This window comes from Salinicola avicenniae, assembly GCF_023736115.1.
In the GTDB taxonomy this organism is placed as follows: Bacteria; Pseudomonadota; Gammaproteobacteria; order Pseudomonadales; family Halomonadaceae; genus Salinicola; species Salinicola avicenniae.
Map to the genome: position 1 here is coordinate 382385 of NZ_JAKQZC010000006.1, position 18373 is coordinate 400757.

The window sequence follows — 18373 nt, forward strand, 5'->3', positions numbered from 1 at the left end:
GACCAAGGCCGCATGGGCCAAGAGCGTTCAGACGATGTCGTCTCGGTACGGCCCCCGCTGAGAGGAAGATTGCCATGGCACTGATCGAACACGCGAGCGATGCACCAGCGGCGGTGATCCGCCTGCACGCGAGCGACGACGTAGTGATCGCACGGACACCGCTACCCGCTGGCACCGAAGCCCTACCCGGGATCGTGCTGACGGCGGCGGTGCCGGCGGCCCACAAGATCGCCGTTCACTCGTTGAAGGCCGGTGACAAGATACGCCGCTACGGCCAGGTCATCGGCCGCGCCACGCAGACGATCGCCCCCGGCGAGCACGTTCACGTTCATAACCTGTCGATCGGCGACCTCGAGGGAGATAGCCATACTCCGGATTACGCCATCGGTAGCGAGATCCACCCTGTGGCACGCGCCGAAACAGCGGCGACTTTTCTCGGCATCCCACGTGAGGATGGTCGTGTCGCGACGCGCAACTACATCGGCATTCTGACTTCAGTCAACTGCTCGGCCACCGTCGCTCATGCAATTGCCGACCACTTTCGCCGAGACGTGCATCCCGAAGCGTTGGCGCCCTATCCCAACGTCGACGGCGTCGTCGCCCTCACGCACGGGGTGGGCTGTGCCGTGGCCGCCGATGGCGAGCCGCTGGCCATGCTGCAGCGGACGCTGGCGGGGTACGCCCGTCACGTCAACTTCGCCGCCGTCCTGGTGATTGGACTGGGCTGCGAGACCAACCAGATCGAGGCGCTGATCGAATCCCAGGGACTGAGCCCCGGGCCCCGGCTACACCCCTTCACGATCCAGAAGGCCGGCGGCACGACCCGCGCCATTGCCGAGGGCATTCATCATATCGAGACGCTGCTCAAGGAAGCCAACGACGTCGAACGTGTCTCCTGCGCCGCCGAACACCTGCGCGTCGCGCTCCAGTGTGGCGGCTCGGATGGCTATTCCGGCATCACGGCCAACCCCGCCCTCGGAGCGGCGGTCGACCGCCTTGTCGCACAAGGCGGTAGCGCCGTACTGGCCGAGACACCCGAAATCTACGGTGCCGAACATCTGCTGACCCGGCGCGCAACCTCTCCGGCTGTCGCCCACAAGCTGATCGCGCGTATTCACTGGTGGGAAGCCTTTTGTCGCGTGCGCGGCGCCTCGCTCGACAATAACCCCTCGGCTGGCAACAAGGCCGGCGGGCTGACGACGATTCTGGAAAAATCGCTGGGTGCTGTGGCCAAGGCCGGCACGACGCCGCTGGTCGAGGTCCTCGAGTACGCCGAGCCGATGCGCGAACGGGGCCTCGCCTTTATGGACTCGCCCGGCTTCGACCCAGTCTCGGTCACCGGCCAGGTCGCCAGTGGCTGCAATCTGATCGCCTTCACCACCGGGCGAGGCAGCGCCTTCGGCTGCGCACCGGTACCCTCGATGAAACTCGCCACCAACAGCGCGCTTTGGCGCCACCAGGGCGACGATATTGACATCAACTGCGGTGCAATGATCGATGGCGAGATCGATCTCGAGACCTTGGGCGAACAGATCTTCCAGCGCTTTCTGAGTCTCGCCTCCGGCGAGCGCAGCCAGAGCGAGCGCCATGGCTACGGCCAGCAGGAATTCGTGCCCTGGCAGATTGGCGTCATTACCTGACGCCGTCGTGGCTTGACCTTCGCGGCACGCTGACCGATATCCGGCACGCGCCGGCGATACTCGCGGGCGCTCGTTGGCTGATCTCAGGCAGACATGCCCTGTTAACCACCGAACCTTTCGAAAGTGGCCACCTCACGGCGGCCTCAGAGCGTGATGGTTTGCCCCGACTCGGCGCTCTTGAGGCCGGCTTCGAGCAGGCGCATCACGTCGAGTGCCTGTTCGGCGGTCACCGGTAGCGGCGCGCGACCGAGGATCGCATCGCGCACGCCGGTGTAGTAGGCGAGATAGTCACCCGGCAGCGTCGGCACCTCGTGAAGCTCGGGCTGACTGCCCTCGCGCACATGACCGATCGTCAGCATGCCATGGCGCCAGTCCTCGCCCCAGTGGGGCGACGGCAGACGATCGCCACGCTTGAGCATGTCTTCCTGCGGGTCCAGGCCGTGCTTGACGTAGCTGGCGCGCGTGCCGTGAATGGTGAAACGCGCCCCGGGCGCCGCCACCAGCGTACCGGCATGCAGCACCACGCGGCGCTCGCCATAGCGCAGCATGGCATGGAAGTAATCATCGACCTGCGCTCCCTCGCGCTGCTCGGCGAGGTCCAGCCAGATCGACTCGGGCTTGCCGAACAGCACCAGACTCTGATCGACCAGGTGCGCGCCAAGATCGAACCAGATGCCGGCGCCCGGTGCGGGGTCTTCCCGCCAGCGCTGAGCCACGTCGGGGCGAAAACGGTCAAAATGTGACTCGAGATGGACCACTTGCCCGAGCGTCTGGCGATCGAGCAGATTGCGTACGGTCAGGAAGTCGGCGTCCCAGCGGCGATTGTGGAACACGGACAGCAGACGTTTGGCCTCGATCGCCTGCAGGCAGAGCTTTTCGGCCTCTGCCACACTCACCGTAAACGGCTTGTCGACGATCACATGTTTGCCGGCGGCCAGGGCGGCGCTGACCAGCTCGTAGTGGGTCGCGTTGGGCGTGGGGATGACGACGAGATCGATATCTTCCCGCGCCAGCAGCGCCTCCGGCGTCGGCTCGACCGGCACATCGGGCCAATCGGCACGCACCTTACTCGCGTCTCGACTAGCGATCGCGGTCAGCGACAGCCCTTCCTGTGCCTGAACCAACGGCGCATGGAAGCGTTTGCTCGCCATGCCGTAGCCGATAATCCCTACACGTATGACTCCCTTCATGCGTTATCCCTTCGCGGTCAGTTCTAGGTCGTTTCCTCTCGGCGGGCGGAAGCCGCCTCCGACCGACGCGTTCTAGAATAACCCAACTTCTCCTTTCATGACGCAAACTCGCGCAAGTCACGAGGTCGTGGTTCGCGTTTTCAATGACATACGTGATTCGGCAGGCGCCACCGGCTCGGGCAATCGGGCTTCGAGCCAGTGGCGAATCGGAGCGACCACGAAGCGCTGCATCAGCAGGGCCAGCAGGACAATCAGCGTCAGATGAAACGCCAGCGTCCAGAGCGGAATCATGACCCGCGTCGTTCCCGCCACCAGATCGGCGGTTCCCCACTGTGCCAGCAGCCAGCGCGTCGCGCGGGCACTGGGGCCGATCAACGGGGTGTGCAATGCGAAGATGCACAGTGCCGATTCGCCCAGGCGCCTCGCCCAGTGACGGACACCGGCATGGCGAGGGGCCGCGAACGCGGTTGCCGAGAGCAGCACCAGTGCCTGGAACGGCATCAGCAGGCCATTGTGGGTCAAGTAGTAGAAATGCAGACCGTCGACCTTCAGAAGCCATACGCCGACCGGGATGCCGCATAGCCCCAATGCCATCAGCGGATAACGAAACCGGCGCAAGGCATCGGCAATCCACGCGGATTGCAGCGCCCGATAGAGCAGCACACCGGCCAGAAACTCTGGCAGACGAAACAGCGGATTACGATGCAGAACGCCCACCGTGACATGATCGAACGCCCCGCACAGCGTGGCCAGCAACGGCCCCAGGGCGTAGAGCCCCCACACACCGCACAGCACAAGCCCCCAACGCTGGATACGCATCAGACGCGGCGCCAGCCAAGGGAAGACAGCATAGAAGAACAGCAGCGCGGAGATCGACCAAGAGGCGCCGTTGAGCCACAGAAAGCGCGGCTCCCACGCTTGCAGTAGCGTCAGCTGCAGCGCGATATGCTTGAGCGCCGACGGCCAGGATAGCCGCTCGGCAAACAGCGACCGGGCTTCGGCATCCAGAGGAAAGTAAGGATGCGTGTTGAAGTAGACATGCACCCCTTCCGGGTTGATGGGGTATTGCAGCAGTTGCAGCCCCAGCGCCAGCAGCAGCGTGATGACGTGAATGGGATAGAGATTGCATAGCCGCCGAGCCACGAACAGTGGCCCCCGCTGCTTCATCTCGCCGGCATGATCCAACGCCACATGTGCCAGCAGGAAACCGGACAGCATGAAGAAGGTGCTGGTGGCGAAGAACCCCATCCCGATAAAGCTACGCAGCAGCGCCGGCATGTCGCCGTAGATACCGCCGAAGTGATAGACGACCATCCACAGCGCCATCAGAAAACGCAGCCATTCCAGGCCGTAGTAACGTTGCTTCTTTGTGGTCATGTCGCCAACTCCTTCCTGGGTCGGACAGCAGCACTGCCCGGACACCGGATATCGACCATGCCACCGCGGACACCCCCGAACAGGCATCGACATATCAGACAAAGATGAGAGGGAAACGCGTGCGGGAAAGCGGGGCATGGGCCGGTGCGCGCCGACCGCCACCGTCATCCAACTGTCCGAAAAGTGTAATCGAACGGCAATCGGAAGCACGGTTATTTTCGAGGAATCACGCGGTTTTACACGAACACTGAGGCATTGTCGGCAAATCGCGACACTCACTCACGCCTTGCCGCACGCGACGTGAGCTATCTTGATGATCGTGAGCGGCATCGCTGGCCGACGTACCCGCCTGCCTCACCTCACGGACGCCATCCCGACTCTCGCATTTGAAGGAATTCGCATGACTTCGCATCCCCCCGTCATTTTCATCACCGGCGCCACGTCGGGATTCGGCCAGGCCTGCGCGCATCGTTTCGCCGAAGCCGGCTGGGCTCTCGTTCTGACTGGCCGGCGTCGCGAGCGTCTCGACGCCCTGCAGCGCGAGCTGGAAGACAAAGTGCCCGTTCACGTCGCCGAACTCGACGTCCGCGACCGCGGTGCCGTCGCGGCCGTCGTCGAGGCGCTGCCTCCTGCGTTTCGTCAGGTCCGGGTACTGCTCAACAACGCCGGCCTGGCTCTGGGCGCTGGTCCGGCGCAGGAAGCCGATCTGGACGACTGGCAAACGGTGATCGATACCAACGTGACCGGTCTCGTCAACGTCACCCGGACCCTACTGCCAACGCTGATCGAGGTCGGCCGCGGCGCTGCCATTATCAATATCAGTTCGACCGCCGCGCTGTGGCCCTATCCGGGCAGCCACGTTTACGGCGCCTCCAAGGCCTTCGTCAATCAGTTCTCTTACAATCTGCGCTGCGACTTGAAGGGAACCGGCGTGCGCGTGACGGATATCGGCCCCGGCATGGCCGAAACCGAATTCACGCTGGTACGGATGAAGGGCGATCAGAGCGCTCATGACCGCCTCTATGGCGGCGTCGAGCCGATCCAGCCGGAGGATGTCGCCGAGCAGGTGCACCATGCGGCAACGCTGCCGCCCCATCTCAACATCAATCGCCTGGAGCTGATGCCCGTCTGCCAGTCCTGGTCGGGGCTGAATATCGACCGGGACTGAGCCGGTCTCGAAACCTGCGAGAGACGCCGGCCCCGCGCTGACTGCCGGCGTCTCTGATCAGCGACCAGGAGATCCATGACAGGCAGACTGCACGGGCGCTGCCTCAAGCCTTGGCGATCAGCCAGGCGCCCGCGCCGATCATCAGTGAACCCGCCCCACGATTGAGCCGACGCTGCGCCCGCGCGGAGCGAAACAGACGCCGAGCGCGCGCCGCACTGCCGGCGACCAGCCCCAGTCCCGCGGCCAACCCTGCAACGGTCAGGAACACCACCAGAGAGAGCGACGCGCCACTCAGACGTCCCAGATCGATAAAAGTCGGCAGAAAGGCAATGTAGAAGAGAATCACCTTCGGGTTGGACGCAGAGATCAGAAAGCCCTGCAGACCACCTTGCCAGAAGCCACCGACGGCGGCACCGCCCTCCCCTTGTGCCGGCGTCGCCGGCGCCCGCCAGAGTTTCCAGCCCAGATAACCCAGATAGAGCGCTCCGGCGACGCGAATCACCTCGAAGACCGCGCTCCAGTGCGTGGCCATGGCGGCCAAGCCGACGCTCGCCAGCACCAGATAGATGACGTCACTCAGTGTCATGCCGAGAATCATCGGCAGACACTGGCGAAAGCCTCCGTTCATGCCGCGGGCGATCAGCGCGAAGACGCCCGGCCCGGGCGTGATCGCGAACAGGAAAATGGCCAACAGGTAGGTCGCGGCACTCTCGGGAGCCATGCACTCTCTCCGGCAGTAACGGCAGGCGTGAATTGTCCCGCCAACGAAAACGGCAGCGCAAGTGCGCTGCCGTCTTTCCGATGACCGAGACGGGAGATTCGGTCAGCAGTTACCTTTCTTGGCCTGCCCGGGAGGGCAGAAGTCGCCGTTGCCATGGCGATGATCTCCATCCCCGATGACGACCGGCGGCTCCGGGTCGATCCGTGCCGGCGTGTAACTGCAGGCACTCAGTAGGGCTACCGCCAGCAGCGTGCCGGTCACGGCAAGGCAGCGGCGCGAGCGCGTTATCGCGGTCTTTCCTGACATGTCATGTTCCTCATCGATGGCACCGGTCATGACGCCGGCTTCTACCCAAGCCTACCACGCCGGCACCTTCTCGAGGCTTAACGACCGAAAACGACGCGCGCCACATCCTGATAGACCTTGGCGAAATGCACGGTCATGCCCGCCTTCAGGTAGTCCGGCAGCTCGTCGTAATCGCGCTTGTTGGCGTCCGGCAGAATCAGCTCGAAGATCTCGCTACGGCGTGCCGCGATTACCTTCTCGCGGATACCGCCGACGGGGAGCACCTGACCGGTGAGGGTCAGCTCGCCGGTCATCGCCAGCGGACGATCGACACCCTGATTCTTCGCCAGCGACATCAGCGCCGTGGTCATGGTCACCCCCGCCGAGGGGCCATCCTTGGGCGTGGCGCCTTCCGGCACGTGTAGGTGTACGAACGCCTCGTTGAAGAAATCCGGATCGGCACCGTATTCACCAAGATGGCCCAGCGTGTAGCTGTAGGCGATATTGGCCGACTCCTGCATCACCTCGCCGAGCTTGCCGGTCAGTTTGAAGCCGCGTGTCAGTGCGTGAACCTTGGACGCCTCGACCGGCAACGTGGCACCGCCCATGGCGGTCCACGCCAGGCCTGTCACGACGCCCACGCCTTTCAGCACTTTTTCCTTACGGAACAGCGGTGCACCCAGGAAATCCTCCAGGTTGTTGACCGACACCTTGACCGTGGCCTGATCGTTCTCCAGCAGCTTGACCGCCGCCTTGCGCACGATGCGGTGCAACTGCTTCTCAAGCTGGCGCACGCCCGCCTCGCGGGCATAGCCCTCGATCACCTGTTTAAGCGCCGCATCGGTCAGGTTGATCCGCTTCTTCGGGATGTTGTCGCGCTTCAGCAGTTTCGGCCATAGGTGATGCTTGGCGATCGCGACCTTCTCTTCGGCGATGTAACCGGACAAGCGAATCTGTTCCATGCGATCGAGCAAGGCCGGCGGGATCGTGTCGAGCTGGTTGGCGGTACACACGAACAGCACCTTGGAAAGATCCAGTCGCACGTCGAGATAGTGATCGAGGAAATCGACGTTCTGCTCCGGATCGAGCACCTCGAGCAGCGCGGAGGCGGGGTCCCCCTGGAACGACTGCCCCATCTTGTCGATCTCGTCGAGCATGATCACCGGGTTTTCGACCTCGACCTCCTTCAAAGCCTGGACCAGCTTGCCGGGCATGGCGCCGATGTAGGTTCGCCGATGCCCCTTGATCTCCGCCTCGTCACGCATGCCGCCAACCGAAAAACGGTAGAACTTGCGTCCCAGCGCCTCGGCGATGGAACGCCCGACCGAGGTCTTGCCGACGCCGGGCGGGCCGACAAGCAGTACGATCGACCCGCCGACGTCGCCCTTGAACGCACCTTCGGCCAGAAACTCGACGATACGTTCCTTGACGTCGGAGAGGCCGTCGTGGTCCCGGTCGAGTACGCCTCGCGCGCGCTTCAGATCGAGCTGATCTTCGGACGTGATGCCCCATGGCAGCGACGTCAGCCAGTCAAGGTAATTGCGTGTCGTGCCGTACTCCGGCGAGCCGGTCTCGAGGACCGAGAGCTTGTTCAACTCGTCATCGATGCGTTCCTGAACACGCGCTGGAACCTCGAGCGGCGCCAGGCGGGCACGGAAGGTATCGACGTCGCTCTCGCGATCGTCCTTGGAGATCCCCAACTCTTTCTGAATGACCTTGAGCTGTTCGCGCAGGAAGAATTCGCGTTGGCGCTCCTGCATCTGCGAGTTGACCTGCTCGCTGATCTGATTCTGCAGTTGCGCGACCTCGATCTCCTTGCGCAGCAGCGGCAGCACCTTCTGCATCCGGTCCATGATCGGTAGCGTTTCGAGCACACCCTGCAGCTCGCGACCCTTGGCTGACGTAATGGCGGCCGCAAAGTCGGTCAACGGCCCGGGCTCATGCGGGCTGAACCGATTGAGATAACTCTTCAGCTCCTCGCCGTAGAGCGGGTTGATCGGTAGCAGCTCCTTGATGCCATTGATCAGGGACATGGCATAGGCACGCGCTTCCTCGGCCTCGGCGTCCACCGGCTCGCGCGGATAGGAAACCTCGACCAGATAGGGCGGCGTCTTGGAAAGCCAGCGGTGAATGCGGAAGCGTCGCTTGCCCTGCGCGATGAACTGGATCTGCTGCTCTTCGTTCTGCGCCCGATGCACCTTCACCGCGGTACCGATCTCGGGAAAGCTGCCGGGACTCAGCTCGTCGACGCCCACGTCACCGACGAAGGCCACGCCGACCATGTGATGCGGCGTGTTGGCAACGCGCGCCATCGTCTCCTCCCAGCGCTGGCGCTGAATGATCAGCGGCTGCACCTGGGCGGGGAAGAAGGGGCGATTATGGATGGGCAACAGATAGATGCGCTCCGGCAGATACTCGCCGGACGGCACAACGGCCCCGGACTGGCCGGGGGCCTGATCGGCGTCTAGCGCCTCATGGTTGGCATCGAAGTAGTCCGTGGAATCCCGGTTGTGATCACTCATCATTCACCCTGAGTCGATGGCCGAATCTGGCCGAATGATCAAGGGATGTGGGCACAGGCACGAGAGTTCAAGTCGGTGGTCTATCGCGGGGCTAAAAACGCAGCGGCCGGACCTCTCGGTCCGGCCGCTGCGTGCAGAGAGACAATGCTCAGTCGTCGGCAGGCAAGAGCAGTGTCATCAGCGGGACCTGCTGGCCGTTGACCCGGAGTATGCCGTCGGACAGTTTGACCTGCAGGGCATCGTCAGTGAGCGGCAAGCCGAGATACATCATCAGCATCGACGGCGCCCCCGTCAGGCGAAACTGCCCCTCGAGACGACTCAGGACTTCGCGTGCCAGCGCCGTCTCATCCAAGGTGTCGGTATCCAGCTGCGAGAGATCCTCTCCCTGGAACGTCAGCACGCCTTCGGCATGGCTCTTCACGCCAAGCATGTTGCTATCGAGCGTGAGCCGATCGAGCGACAGACGCGGCGAACCGGCCAGCATGGCCATCGCCGGGTCGCGCAGCGGTGCGACAGCCTCGCGCATGGCAGCATCATCCTCGGCCTCGGCGGCCGACTGGATCGCACCGACCTGGCTTTCCAGTTCGGCAGCGAACTCGCGATAGGCATCGCCATCGACCCGATCCAACGTGACCTCAGCCCCGCCGCTGAATACCGACTGGTCCTGAACCCGGGTATCGCCGATCTGGTTGCTGAGATGCACGACCAACTGATCGGCATCCAGCGTCGCCGAAGCCGCGTAGCGGACATCCTTGAAGACGACGCTTGGATTGCCGATCGGCGTCACGGTCATGGTCGCCGCAGTCATCGCCACGGTCTGTTCGAATGCCTCATCATTGCCCCGATAGCGTCCGCTCAGCGTATTGCCCTGCAACCGGATGACCGACGTGTCGTCGCTCATCTGCAGGCTTGGCGCTTGGCCATCGAACTGCAGTTCGCCGTCGACCTGGCCGATATTCAGCGTCATGCCATCGAAATCCAGCTGCGCCTCCCGGGGCGGCACGACTTCACCGGCAAATTCGCTGCCCGGCAAAGTGACAGTCTGCGAGAAGGCAGGTAGCTCGAGCACGCCATCCAGTCGCGTCTCCCGCGTCAGGAAGCGCCCGTGCCAGGTCGCCGGCGCCTCGCTATCCAGCACATCGCCGAACAGCATCTCTTCGCCGCTGAAGATCTGCGCTTCACCGGAGAAATCGGTCTCGAGCAGTCCGTGCGCCGCCTCGTAGGGAAGCTCGACACGCAGCGGCTTGCCCGTCTCGAGCGGGATACGATAGCGCGCCTCGAGACGACCGCTGGAGTGAAACCACCCTTCCTCGATGTCCTCCCGCGTGACCTCCCACGCCGGGCTGGCATCAAGACGCGCCACCAGCGCTTCGACTTCGGATTCGAAGCGCTGGCTCGCGTAGACCTGGGCCCCCAGATAGCCGACCCCGGCCACGACAACCACACCGATACCGGCGCCAATCCACTTGCGCATGCTGTCTTCCTTCATTCACTTGAGCGGTTGAGTATCGCTGTCAGATCCGGGTATCGACCCCGACTTGGGAGGCCGTTTTGTTGGCAATCGAGAGAGAAACGTTCCCGCCTGGCCCGGGCCCGGGCCCGGGCTCAGGGAAAACCTAGTGGAGCCAGAACCACAAGTGCATCGTGCACCACGCATAGACGCCGGCCAGGATGTCGTCGAACATGATGCCCACACCACCGGCCACCCGGCGATCGACCCAGCGGATCGGCCATGGCTTGATGATGTCGAACACGCGGAAGACCACGAACCCCCACAGCGCCGCCTCCCACGAAAACGGCACGGCGGCCATCGTCAGCCAGTAGCCGACGAACTCGTCCCAGACGATACCCGAGTGGTCGTGTACCCCCAGGTCTCGCGAGGTGGTCTCGCACAGCCAGATACCGACCAGCGTCGCAACGCCCATCAACCCCAGATAGAGAGAGAGCGACAGGCCGGAGAGCAGCCAGTAGAACGGAATCGCCGCGAGCGTGCCGAAGGTACCGGGCGCGAAGGGAACCGCCCCGCTACCCAGCCCGAAGGCGAGAAAGTGTGTCGGCCGTCGCCAGACGCTGGAGGGCGCGCGATTCATGTTGCCTTCTCCGCGAAGTGGTCCCAGCCGCCGCCGATCGCATAGTGCGCTGGCAGACCTTGAATCCCGGCGTCCGCCACCACGCGTCCGATGGGGGTCAGCGGCAGTTGGAGCGCGTTGAGGCGTTGCTGCGCCTCGTCGAAATCGGCCGGGTCGAGCGTGACCAGCAGTTCGTAATCGTCACCGCCGGTCAGCACCCGCTGCCGCACCGCCTCGAGCTCGAGGGTCGCCTTCAACGGCGTGGCCAGCGGCAGTGCCTCGAGATCGAGCTGCGCACCGACGCCGGATGCCTTGAGCAGATGGCGCAGATCGGCCAGCAGACCATCGGAGAGGTCGATAGCACTGTGGACTAGCCCGCGTAGCGCCTCGCCGACCCCAAGCCGAGGCTCGGGACGCAGATAGGCGCCCAGCAGCGGATGCGACTCATCGCGTTCTCCCGCCTGCCAGCGCTCGAGGCCGGCAGCGGCACGACCGGGATAGCCAGTCACGGCAATCATGTCGCCCGTCCGGGCCCCGCCGCGACGCAGCGCGCTGCCAGCCGGCAGCTCTCCGTGGACGGTCACCCCGATCGAGAGCTCGCCACGGGTGACGTCGCCCCCGATCCACTCGCAGCCGGTGCGTGTCGCCAGCGCCCGGAACCCTTCGGCAAAAGCCTCGAGCCACGCTGGCTCGACCGCAGGCAACGTCAACGCCATGCAACACCAGCGCGGCGTCGCCCCCATCGCGGCAAGGTCGCTCAGAGCCACGGCCAACGCACGATGCCCGATGGCCTGCGCTGGCGCATCGGGCGGGAAATGGACACCGGCGACCGAGGTGTCGACGCTGATCGCCAACTGCTGGCCGGGCGTGGGCGCGAGCACGGCGCAGTCATCGCCGTTGCCGACGACGACATCGTCGCGCCCTGGCGTCACCGGACGCGACAGGTAGCGGGCAATCAACTCGAATTCGCTCAACGCAGGGCGAGTCATGTCAGTGACGACGAGCGGCGACCTCGGCTCCCCGAAGACGGGAAGCGAGCTTGTCGAGAATGCCGTTAACGTACTTGTGACCATCGGTGGCACCGAAAATCTTGGCCAGCTCGACGCCCTCGTTGATCACCGCGCGATAGGGTACCTCGGGGCGATAACCGAGTTCATAGGCCCCGAGACGCAGGATGGCCAGCTCGATACGATCGAGATCCTCCAGGCGACGGTCGAGCAGCGGCGCAATGGTACGATCGACCTCAGCCTGGTGGCGCGCGGTATTGGTCAGCAGGTCGTGGAACAGCGCCTGGTCGGCGATCTGCATCACCTTGTGCCAGTTCTCGTGATCCTCGAGATCCTCGTCGGCGATCTGCGCGCGGAACTCCGCCTCGACCGAGGTAATCGACTTGCCGGTCATCTGCCACTGATAGAGTCCCTGCACGGCCAGCTCGCGCGCGGCGCGGCGTGACTCCTGGGCCGGGGTCGGTTGACGTGACGCGCTCATCCTTCACCTCCCAGACGCTTGCACAGCGAGACCATTTCCATGGCCGCCATCGCTGCTTCGGTCCCCTTGTTGCCGGCCTTGGTGCCGGCACGTTCAACGGCCTGGTCGATCGAGTTGACCGTCAATACGCCATTGGCGATCGGCGTGTCGAATTCGAGCTGCAGCGAGCTGAGCGATGAATTGCAGTTGCCGGCGACATACTCGAAATGCGGCGTACCGCCGCGGATGACTGCGCCCAGTGCGACGACGGCGTCGGGCCGCGATACCTGCAGCACGCGCTTGACCGCCAGCGGCAGTTCCCAGGCGCCGGGAACATGGATCAGTTCGATGTTCTCTTCACTGACACCGTGACGCATCAGGCTGTCGACGGCGCCTTCGACGAGGCTGTCGACGACATGGTGATTGAAACGGCCAACGACGATGGCGTAGCGCCCGTCGACGTCGGTGAACTGACCTTCCAGTTGAGCGATCGGTTGCATTGTCGGGTTCCGGAGTCACTGCGCCAGATTCCGCGGGAATCGAACGGGGCGCACGATAATTCAGACTTTGTTGACCGGCGCCGGAGCGTGGCGCTCGGCGCGCGAAGCCGGCCATCTTACCACGGCCGACCGGTCACGGGAGTATTTGGATGCCAGGCCCTGGGTGTTCAGGCCGAGTGCTGCGCGTCCCCGCCGACCAATTCGACCACTTCGAGGCCAAAGCCGGAGAGCGCCGAAAATCGCCAGGGCGAGCTCAGCAGTCGCATCTTGCCGACACCGAGCTGACGCAGGATCTGCGCACCGGTGCCGATGGACAAGAAGTTGCCGGCACCGTCGGAATCGCTCGAGCGTGGCGGCGGACGACGACCCATCAGCACATCCAGCTGGTGCTTGAAGTCACCCTGCGGGCGGGAATCACCGAGCAGCACGAAGACCCCCGCCTCGGCATGGCCGATCTCCGCCAGCGCAGTATACGCGGTCCAGTGGCTATCACCGCGACACAGCGCCAGCAGATCCCGCAGCGTATCGCCGCCATGCACGCGCACGGTCGTCGGCTCATCGGCACGCGGCGAGCCCTTGACCAGAGCCAGATGATGCGTGTCCTGAATGCGGTCGTGGAAGACGTGCAGAAGCATGTCGCCGAAGGCGGTTTCCACCGGCGTCTGCTCGACAGCATCGACGGTGCGCTCGTTGAGCATGCGGTAATGGATCAGGTCGGCAATGGTGCCGATCTTGATGTCGTGTTCGGCGGCAAAGCGCTCGAGCTCCGGCCGGCGCGCCATACTGCCGTCGTCGTTCATGATCTCGCAGATCACGCCGCTGGCCTGGAAGCCAGCCATCGACGCCAGGTCGCAGGCGGCTTCGGTGTGGCCGGCGCGACGCAGCACGCCGCCCGGCTCCGCCATCAGCGGAAAGATATGGCCGGGCTGCACGACATCTTCAGGCCGTGCGTCACGCGCGGCCGCGGCGCGAACCGTCAACGCACGATCCGCGGCCGATATGCCGGTCGAAACCCCGCGCGCCGCCTCGATCGACACGGTGAACTTGGTGCCGTAGCCGGAGCCGTTGTCGGAGACCATCAGCGGCAGGTTTAGCTGCTCGCAGCGTTCGCGACTCATCGGCTGGCAGATCAGCCCACGCGCATGCCGGGCCATGAAATTGATGTGGCTGGCCTCGACGCACTCGGCCGCCATGATGATGTCGCCTTCGTTCTCGCGATCCTCATCGTCCATCAGGATCACCATACGGCCCTGACGGATCTCCTCGACCAGCGTCTCGATGCTGGCCAGCTGGGTCGATTGCGCTGTCGTCATTGCTGATTCATCCACGGAAACCGCCGTTCACTTGAAGCCGCAGGCTTCGATGCGCCACAGACTACCTGTCGGAAGACGCGGACGCCACTGTCGGCCAAGCGCGACGGAAAGCGCCGTCGATGTCGCGCGTCGCGGCAACCGTCTTCACTCGTGGCGCACCGGCCGAGCGCGAATGTGCCAGTCCTCACCCAGCGCCCGGATATCCTCGATCTCGAGTCGGCGCTGCTGGCTCATGGTCTCGAGCCCCGGCAGCGCAAACAGCGGCCGCGCCTCGCCGCCGAGCAACGTCGGAGCGACGAAAAGCTCGAGCCGATCGATACAGCCGGCCTCCAGCAGCGCCCCGGCCAACGTGGCACCAGTCTCCACCAGCACCTCGTTGCACGCCTCTCGCGAGGCGAGATAGCGCAGCACCGCGGCGAACGCCACGCGCCCCTCTTGATTCGCCGGCATTGCCACCAGTTCGGCCCCCGCCTCGACCAGCTTCTGCCAGCGCGGCGCGCGCTCGTCCTGCAGGGTGAACACCAGCGTGCGGCCGGGCTCGCTCAGGCAGGCCGCGGCCAACGGCATGCGCAGGTGGCTGTCGAGCACCACGCGCAGCGGCTGGCGTCGCGCGATCGTCTCGGCGTCCTCGAGCCCGAGCTGCTCAGCGCGCACGGTCAATCGCGAATCATCGAAGATGATCGACTCCACGCCGGTCATCACCGCGCTGGCCGCCGCGCGCAGCCGCTGTACCTGGCGTCGCGCAGGGCTACCGGTAATCCATTGCGATTCGCCGCTGGCCATGGCCGTACGGCCGTCGAGGCTCATGGCCATCTTCAACGTGACCTGGGGCAGGCCGTCACGCATGCGCCGGATGAATCCGGGGTTGAGTGCCCGCGCCGCCGTCTCGAGACAGCCGACCTCGACGTCGATCCCCGCCTCGCGCAGTCGCGCGAAACCTCGCCCGGAGACCTGCGGGTTAGGGTCCTCCATCGCCGCCACCACGCGAGCCACGCCGGCGTCGATCAGAGCCTGGCAGCAGGGGCCGGTACGACCGGTATGGGAGCAGGGTTCCAGCGTCACATAGGCGGTGGCCCCGCGAGCGGCATCGCCGGCGGCGCGCAGGGCATGGATCTCGGCATGCGGCTCGCCGGCACGGGCGTGAAAGCCTTCGCCGACCATGACGCCGTCCTTGACCAGGACGCAGCCGACCCGCGGATTGGGGTCACAGGTGAACCAGCCTCGATGCGCCAGCCTGACGGCACGGCTCATCCAGACTTCAGCAGTGGTTGGGTCGATGGTGGCGGACATGGCGACTCGGCAGGACAGGGTTAATTGTGGCCGCGCCCCTCGTCGGGCTCGGCACTGGGTTCCTGAGCCAGGCGATCGATCTCGGCGCGAAATTCGTCGAGATCCTGAAAGCGACGATAGACGGAGGCAAAGCGGATATAGGCAACATGATCGAGCCGCTTGAGCATTTCCATGACCTCCTCCCCGATCTCGCGAGCCTCCACCTCGCGGTCACCGCGCGCGCGCAACCGCTGCCGGATGCGCTCGACCGCAGCCTCGAACGACTCGACGCTGACCGGGCGCTTCTCCAGCGCCAGCGACATGCCAGCCCGCATTTTTTGCTCGTCGAAGCTTTCGCGCGAACCATCACCCTTGATCACCCTGGGCATGACCAGTTCTGCGGTTTCGTAGGTCGTGAAGCGCTCGCCACAAGCCGCGCATTGACGTCGCCGACGCACCTGATCGCCCTCGGCGACCAGCCGGGAGTCGGTGACCTTGGTGTCATGCGTACCGCAGAATGGACAGTGCATCGGACAAATACCTGGCGGCGCCGGCGACCCGCGTGGGCGCCTGGCGGGGTGAACTTGTGCTAGTAGTGTAACGGGTTGCCCAAGATACCGGAAATACGCGAATTTCGCGGCGCGATTTTCAACTTGGCCCGCCTTCTGCAAGGATAGAGTATCGATTCGCTCCCGCCCGGTTCCCCCATGCGGCCGAGCGACCCGGTCGCACCCGCCGCTCGCTGACTCGAGGCCCATGTCGCCTTCGTCCGCGCCGCGCCAGTGCGGTCGCCCTGTCTCTCCCAGCATCAGGAAACGTCTTGCCATGCCCAGTCGTGTCGCGAACTACCCTGCTCTCTCAGAAGAAGACTTTATCGAACGCGCCAATGCACGGCTGGAGGAGGTCTACGGCCCACGCCGGGACGAGGTCATGCGGCGTCTGATGACCCTGCTGATGCACCAGCGAGGTGCGCTCGACACACTGCCCCGTCCGACATGGAGCGAGCGCGACCAGATCCTGATCACCTACGGCGATACCATCATCGATGGCGAACGGCCGCCGCTGGAGGTGCTCGACGACTTTCTCGCCACTCGGCTCAACGGCACCTTCAGCGGTCTGCATGTGTTGCCGTTCTTTCCCTGGAGCAGTGACGACGGCTTCTCGGTGATCCACTATCGCGAGGTCAATCCGGCGCTCGGCGACTGGCAGGATATCCGTCGGCTCTCCTCCCGGGTCGATCTGATGGTCGACCTGGTGATCAACCATGTCTCGCGTGATTCGCTGTGGTTCATCGACTACCTCTCCGGCACCCAACCGGGGCGCGACTACTTCATCGAGATGGACCCGGAAACGGACCTCTCCATGGTCACCCGTCCCCGCAACTCCCCGCTGCTGGTGCCGGTCTCCACTCGCCGCGGCACCCGGCACCTCTGGGCAACGTTCTCTGAGGACCAGATCGATCTCAACTTCGCCAATCCGGACGTACTGCTCGAATTCATCGGGATCCTGCTGTTCTACGTTCAGCAGGGGGCCCGGATCATCCGTCTCGACGCGATCACCTATCTCTGGAAGGAAGTCGGCACTTCCTGCGTTCACCTGCCGCAGACCCACGCCATCGTCCGCCTGCTACGCGCGATTCTCGACTTCATGGCACCGGGCACGCTGTTGATTACCGAAACCAACGTGCCACACCACGAGAACATGAGCTATTTCGGCCTGGAAAGGCTCGGACTCGACGACCAAGGAAAGCCTGAAACCCGGCCGGACGGCGAGACGCCGGACACGGATCGTGCGATGTCCAAGATGCCCGACGAAGCGCACATGATCTATCAGTTCACGCTGCCGCCGCTGCTGGTGCATACGCTGACCTGCGGCGACGCCACGGTGCTCAGCGACTGGGCGCGCTCGCTGCCGCAGCTGCCGCCGGGCTGTACCTACTTCAACTTCACCGCGAGCCACGACGGCATCGGCGTACGCGCGCTGGAAGGGCTGCTTCCGCCGCACGAACTCGAGATTCTGCTCGAACTGATGCACCGTTTCGGCGGCTACGTCAGCATGAAGACCAATGCCGACGGCAGCGACGCGCCCTACGAGATCAATATCACCTACTACGACGCCATGAAGGGCACAAGACGCGGTGCCGACGCCTGGCAGGTCGAGCGCTTTCTCTGCAGTCAGAACCTGATGCTTGCCCTGCAGGGGATTCCCGGCGTCTACTTCCACACCCTGACCGCGACGCTCAACGATCACGGTGGGGTCGAACGTAGCGGCAAGCTGCGTTCGATCAACCGCCGCCGCTGGCCGAAAGAGGAGCTGGACGAACTGATCGACAGCCGCAGCACGCCGACCCGCGAAGCGTTTACCTCGCTCAAAAGGCGCCTCAACATTCGCGCCAACGAACCCTGCTTCCACCCGGAAGCCCCACAGCGCGTGCTCGACACGCCTCCGGGTATTTTCGCCATCGAACGTGGCCCCCTGGCCAACGGACGTCGTCTGCTCGCCATCTACAACATCAGCGATGCCCGCCAACCGCTGGAGGTCGCCGAGTTGAACGAGGGAGAGTGGTACGACGTGCTCAAGGACGGCAAGACCTGGAGCCCGCACCCGGACGAGCGCGACATCCTGCGCCCCTACCGCAGCCTGTGGCTCGTTCAGCCCTGACCACGCGGCACGGGCATCCCGCCGGCCGCTGGCGAGCGGCCCTCGACTTGCCCCACAGTCGACCGGGCCGGTAAATTGTCGCCGGGAGATGGCATGCCTCCCGCCGCACCGCCCGCCGGTGACTCGGCGAACCGCCCCGCGCTGATGATGCCTGTCGACGATGCCCGTTTTCCCTGCCCGTCGTCGCTGTA

Annotated in this window: 16 protein-coding genes and 1 riboswitch; of the genes, 3 read left to right on the forward strand and 13 right to left on the reverse strand. The window is 64.5% G+C overall.

Features of this window, described 5'->3' with window-relative positions:
* Window positions 1-74 precede the first annotated feature (74 nt).
* Window positions 75-1640, forward strand: coding sequence for a D-arabinonate dehydratase (locus tag MC381_RS16380; RefSeq protein ID WP_251978829.1), 1566 nt, complete (start codon window positions 75-77; stop codon window positions 1638-1640).
* Between the two features lie 143 nt (window positions 1641-1783).
* Here the strand turns inward: MC381_RS16380 and MC381_RS16385 are convergent, their stop codons facing one another.
* The gene (locus MC381_RS16385) at window positions 1784-2830 is read right to left on the reverse strand and encodes an oxidoreductase (RefSeq protein ID WP_251978830.1); all 1047 of its coding nucleotides are present in this window, start codon (window positions 2828-2830) and stop codon (window positions 1784-1786) included.
* A gap of 117 nt (window positions 2831-2947) precedes the next feature.
* Window positions 2948-4207, reverse strand: coding sequence for an acyltransferase family protein (locus MC381_RS16390; RefSeq protein ID WP_251978831.1), 1260 nt, complete (start codon window positions 4205-4207; stop codon window positions 2948-2950).
* Window positions 4208-4607: 400 nt separating this feature from the next.
* On the opposite strand from MC381_RS16390, the gene MC381_RS16395 reads away from it, so the two are divergent.
* Complete coding sequence (locus MC381_RS16395; protein WP_251978832.1) at window positions 4608-5375, forward strand: SDR family NAD(P)-dependent oxidoreductase; 768 nt, start codon at window positions 4608-4610, stop codon at window positions 5373-5375.
* Between the two features lie 103 nt (window positions 5376-5478).
* On the opposite strand, the gene MC381_RS16400 is transcribed toward MC381_RS16395, so the two are convergent.
* The 11 genes from MC381_RS16400 to nrdR all read right to left on the reverse strand — a co-directional run bounded on the left by MC381_RS16400 (window position 5479) and on the right by nrdR (window position 16051).
* Entirely contained in the window at window positions 5479-6096 is a 618-nt protein-coding gene (locus tag MC381_RS16400) for a LysE family translocator (protein ID WP_251978833.1), read from the reverse strand.
* 102 nt (window positions 6097-6198) lie between these two features.
* Window positions 6199-6402 (reverse strand): YajG family lipoprotein, encoded by a 204-nt coding sequence (locus tag MC381_RS16405; protein ID WP_251978834.1) that lies wholly within the window; start codon window positions 6400-6402, stop codon window positions 6199-6201.
* 77 nt (window positions 6403-6479) lie between these two features.
* Complete coding sequence (gene lon / locus MC381_RS16410; protein WP_251978835.1) at window positions 6480-8903, reverse strand: endopeptidase La; 2424 nt, start codon at window positions 8901-8903, stop codon at window positions 6480-6482.
* A 148-nt stretch (window positions 8904-9051) separates the two neighbouring features.
* Complete coding sequence (locus MC381_RS16415) at window positions 9052-10377, reverse strand: DUF945 family protein (protein WP_251978836.1); 1326 nt, start codon at window positions 10375-10377, stop codon at window positions 9052-9054.
* 142 nt (window positions 10378-10519) lie between these two features.
* Window positions 10520-10993 carry a phosphatidylglycerophosphatase A family protein gene (locus MC381_RS16420; protein ID WP_251978837.1) on the reverse strand — a complete coding sequence of 158 codons (474 nt, stop codon included), beginning with the start codon at window positions 10991-10993 and terminating at the stop codon, window positions 10520-10522.
* Window positions 10990-11961, reverse strand: coding sequence for a thiamine-phosphate kinase (thiL, locus tag MC381_RS16425; protein ID WP_251978838.1), 972 nt, complete (start codon window positions 11959-11961; stop codon window positions 10990-10992). Before thiL ends, MC381_RS16420 begins: the two co-directional genes overlap by 4 nt.
* 1 nt (window position 11962) lies before the next feature.
* A complete protein-coding gene (gene nusB / locus MC381_RS16430; RefSeq protein WP_251978839.1) occupies window positions 11963-12460 on the reverse strand; it encodes a transcription antitermination factor NusB in 498 nt (165 codons plus the stop codon).
* Entirely contained in the window at window positions 12457-12939 is a 483-nt protein-coding gene (gene ribH / locus MC381_RS16435) for a 6,7-dimethyl-8-ribityllumazine synthase (protein WP_251978840.1), read from the reverse strand. The genes nusB and ribH overlap by 4 nt, the downstream gene beginning before the upstream one ends.
* Before the next feature lie 167 nt (window positions 12940-13106).
* Window positions 13107-14252 (reverse strand): bifunctional 3,4-dihydroxy-2-butanone-4-phosphate synthase/GTP cyclohydrolase II, encoded by a 1146-nt coding sequence (gene ribBA, locus MC381_RS16440; RefSeq protein ID WP_251978841.1) that lies wholly within the window; start codon window positions 14250-14252, stop codon window positions 13107-13109.
* Between the two features lie 144 nt (window positions 14253-14396).
* Window positions 14397-15542: a bifunctional diaminohydroxyphosphoribosylaminopyrimidine deaminase/5-amino-6-(5-phosphoribosylamino)uracil reductase RibD gene (gene ribD / locus MC381_RS16445; RefSeq protein WP_251978842.1), complete on the reverse strand. Its 1146-nt coding sequence runs from the start codon at window positions 15540-15542 to the stop codon at window positions 14397-14399.
* Between the two features lie 20 nt (window positions 15543-15562).
* Window positions 15563-16051 (reverse strand): transcriptional regulator NrdR, encoded by a 489-nt coding sequence (gene nrdR, locus MC381_RS16450; RefSeq protein ID WP_251978843.1) that lies wholly within the window; start codon window positions 16049-16051, stop codon window positions 15563-15565.
* A 295-nt stretch (window positions 16052-16346) separates the two neighbouring features.
* Here nrdR and MC381_RS16455 point away from each other — a divergent pair, with 295 nt between their 5' ends.
* Window positions 16347-18182, forward strand: a complete 1836-nt coding sequence (locus tag MC381_RS16455; protein ID WP_251978844.1) for a sugar phosphorylase — start codon at window positions 16347-16349, stop codon at window positions 18180-18182.
* Window positions 18183-18257: 75 nt separating this feature from the next.
* Window positions 18258-18343: riboswitch (Fluoride riboswitch) on the forward strand.
* Window positions 18344-18373: the final 30 nt, after the last annotated feature.

Excerpts from the sequence above, each read along its gene's own strand:
- ribD (WP_251978842.1), bottom strand. The coding sequence starts at position 15,542 with ATGTCCGCCACCATCGACCCAACCACTGCTGAAGTCTGGATGAGCCGT.
- ribBA (WP_251978841.1), bottom strand. The coding sequence starts at position 14,252 with ATGACGACAGCGCAATCGACCCAGCTGGCCAGCATCGAGACGCTGGTC.
- MC381_RS16395 (WP_251978832.1), top strand. The coding sequence starts at position 4,608 with ATGACTTCGCATCCCCCCGTCATTTTCATCACCGGCGCCACGTCGGGA.
- MC381_RS16455 (WP_251978844.1), top strand. The coding sequence starts at position 16,347 with ATGCCCAGTCGTGTCGCGAACTACCCTGCTCTCTCAGAAGAAGACTTT.
- MC381_RS16405 (WP_251978834.1), bottom strand. The coding sequence starts at position 6,402 with ATGTCAGGAAAGACCGCGATAACGCGCTCGCGCCGCTGCCTTGCCGTG.
- MC381_RS16400 (WP_251978833.1), bottom strand. The coding sequence starts at position 6,096 with ATGGCTCCCGAGAGTGCCGCGACCTACCTGTTGGCCATTTTCCTGTTC.
- nrdR (WP_251978843.1), bottom strand. The coding sequence starts at position 16,051 with ATGCACTGTCCATTCTGCGGTACGCATGACACCAAGGTCACCGACTCC.
- MC381_RS16420 (WP_251978837.1), bottom strand. The coding sequence starts at position 10,993 with ATGAATCGCGCGCCCTCCAGCGTCTGGCGACGGCCGACACACTTTCTC.
- ribH (WP_251978840.1), bottom strand. The coding sequence starts at position 12,939 with ATGCAACCGATCGCTCAACTGGAAGGTCAGTTCACCGACGTCGACGGG.
- thiL (WP_251978838.1), bottom strand. The coding sequence starts at position 11,961 with ATGACTCGCCCTGCGTTGAGCGAATTCGAGTTGATTGCCCGCTACCTG.
- MC381_RS16415 (WP_251978836.1), bottom strand. The coding sequence starts at position 10,377 with ATGCGCAAGTGGATTGGCGCCGGTATCGGTGTGGTTGTCGTGGCCGGG.
- MC381_RS16390 (WP_251978831.1), bottom strand. The coding sequence starts at position 4,207 with ATGACCACAAAGAAGCAACGTTACTACGGCCTGGAATGGCTGCGTTTT.
- nusB (WP_251978839.1), bottom strand. The coding sequence starts at position 12,460 with ATGAGCGCGTCACGTCAACCGACCCCGGCCCAGGAGTCACGCCGCGCC.
- MC381_RS16380 (WP_251978829.1), top strand. The coding sequence starts at position 75 with ATGGCACTGATCGAACACGCGAGCGATGCACCAGCGGCGGTGATCCGC.
- MC381_RS16385 (WP_251978830.1), bottom strand. The coding sequence starts at position 2,830 with ATGAAGGGAGTCATACGTGTAGGGATTATCGGCTACGGCATGGCGAGC.
- lon (WP_251978835.1), bottom strand. The coding sequence starts at position 8,903 with ATGAGTGATCACAACCGGGATTCCACGGACTACTTCGATGCCAACCAT.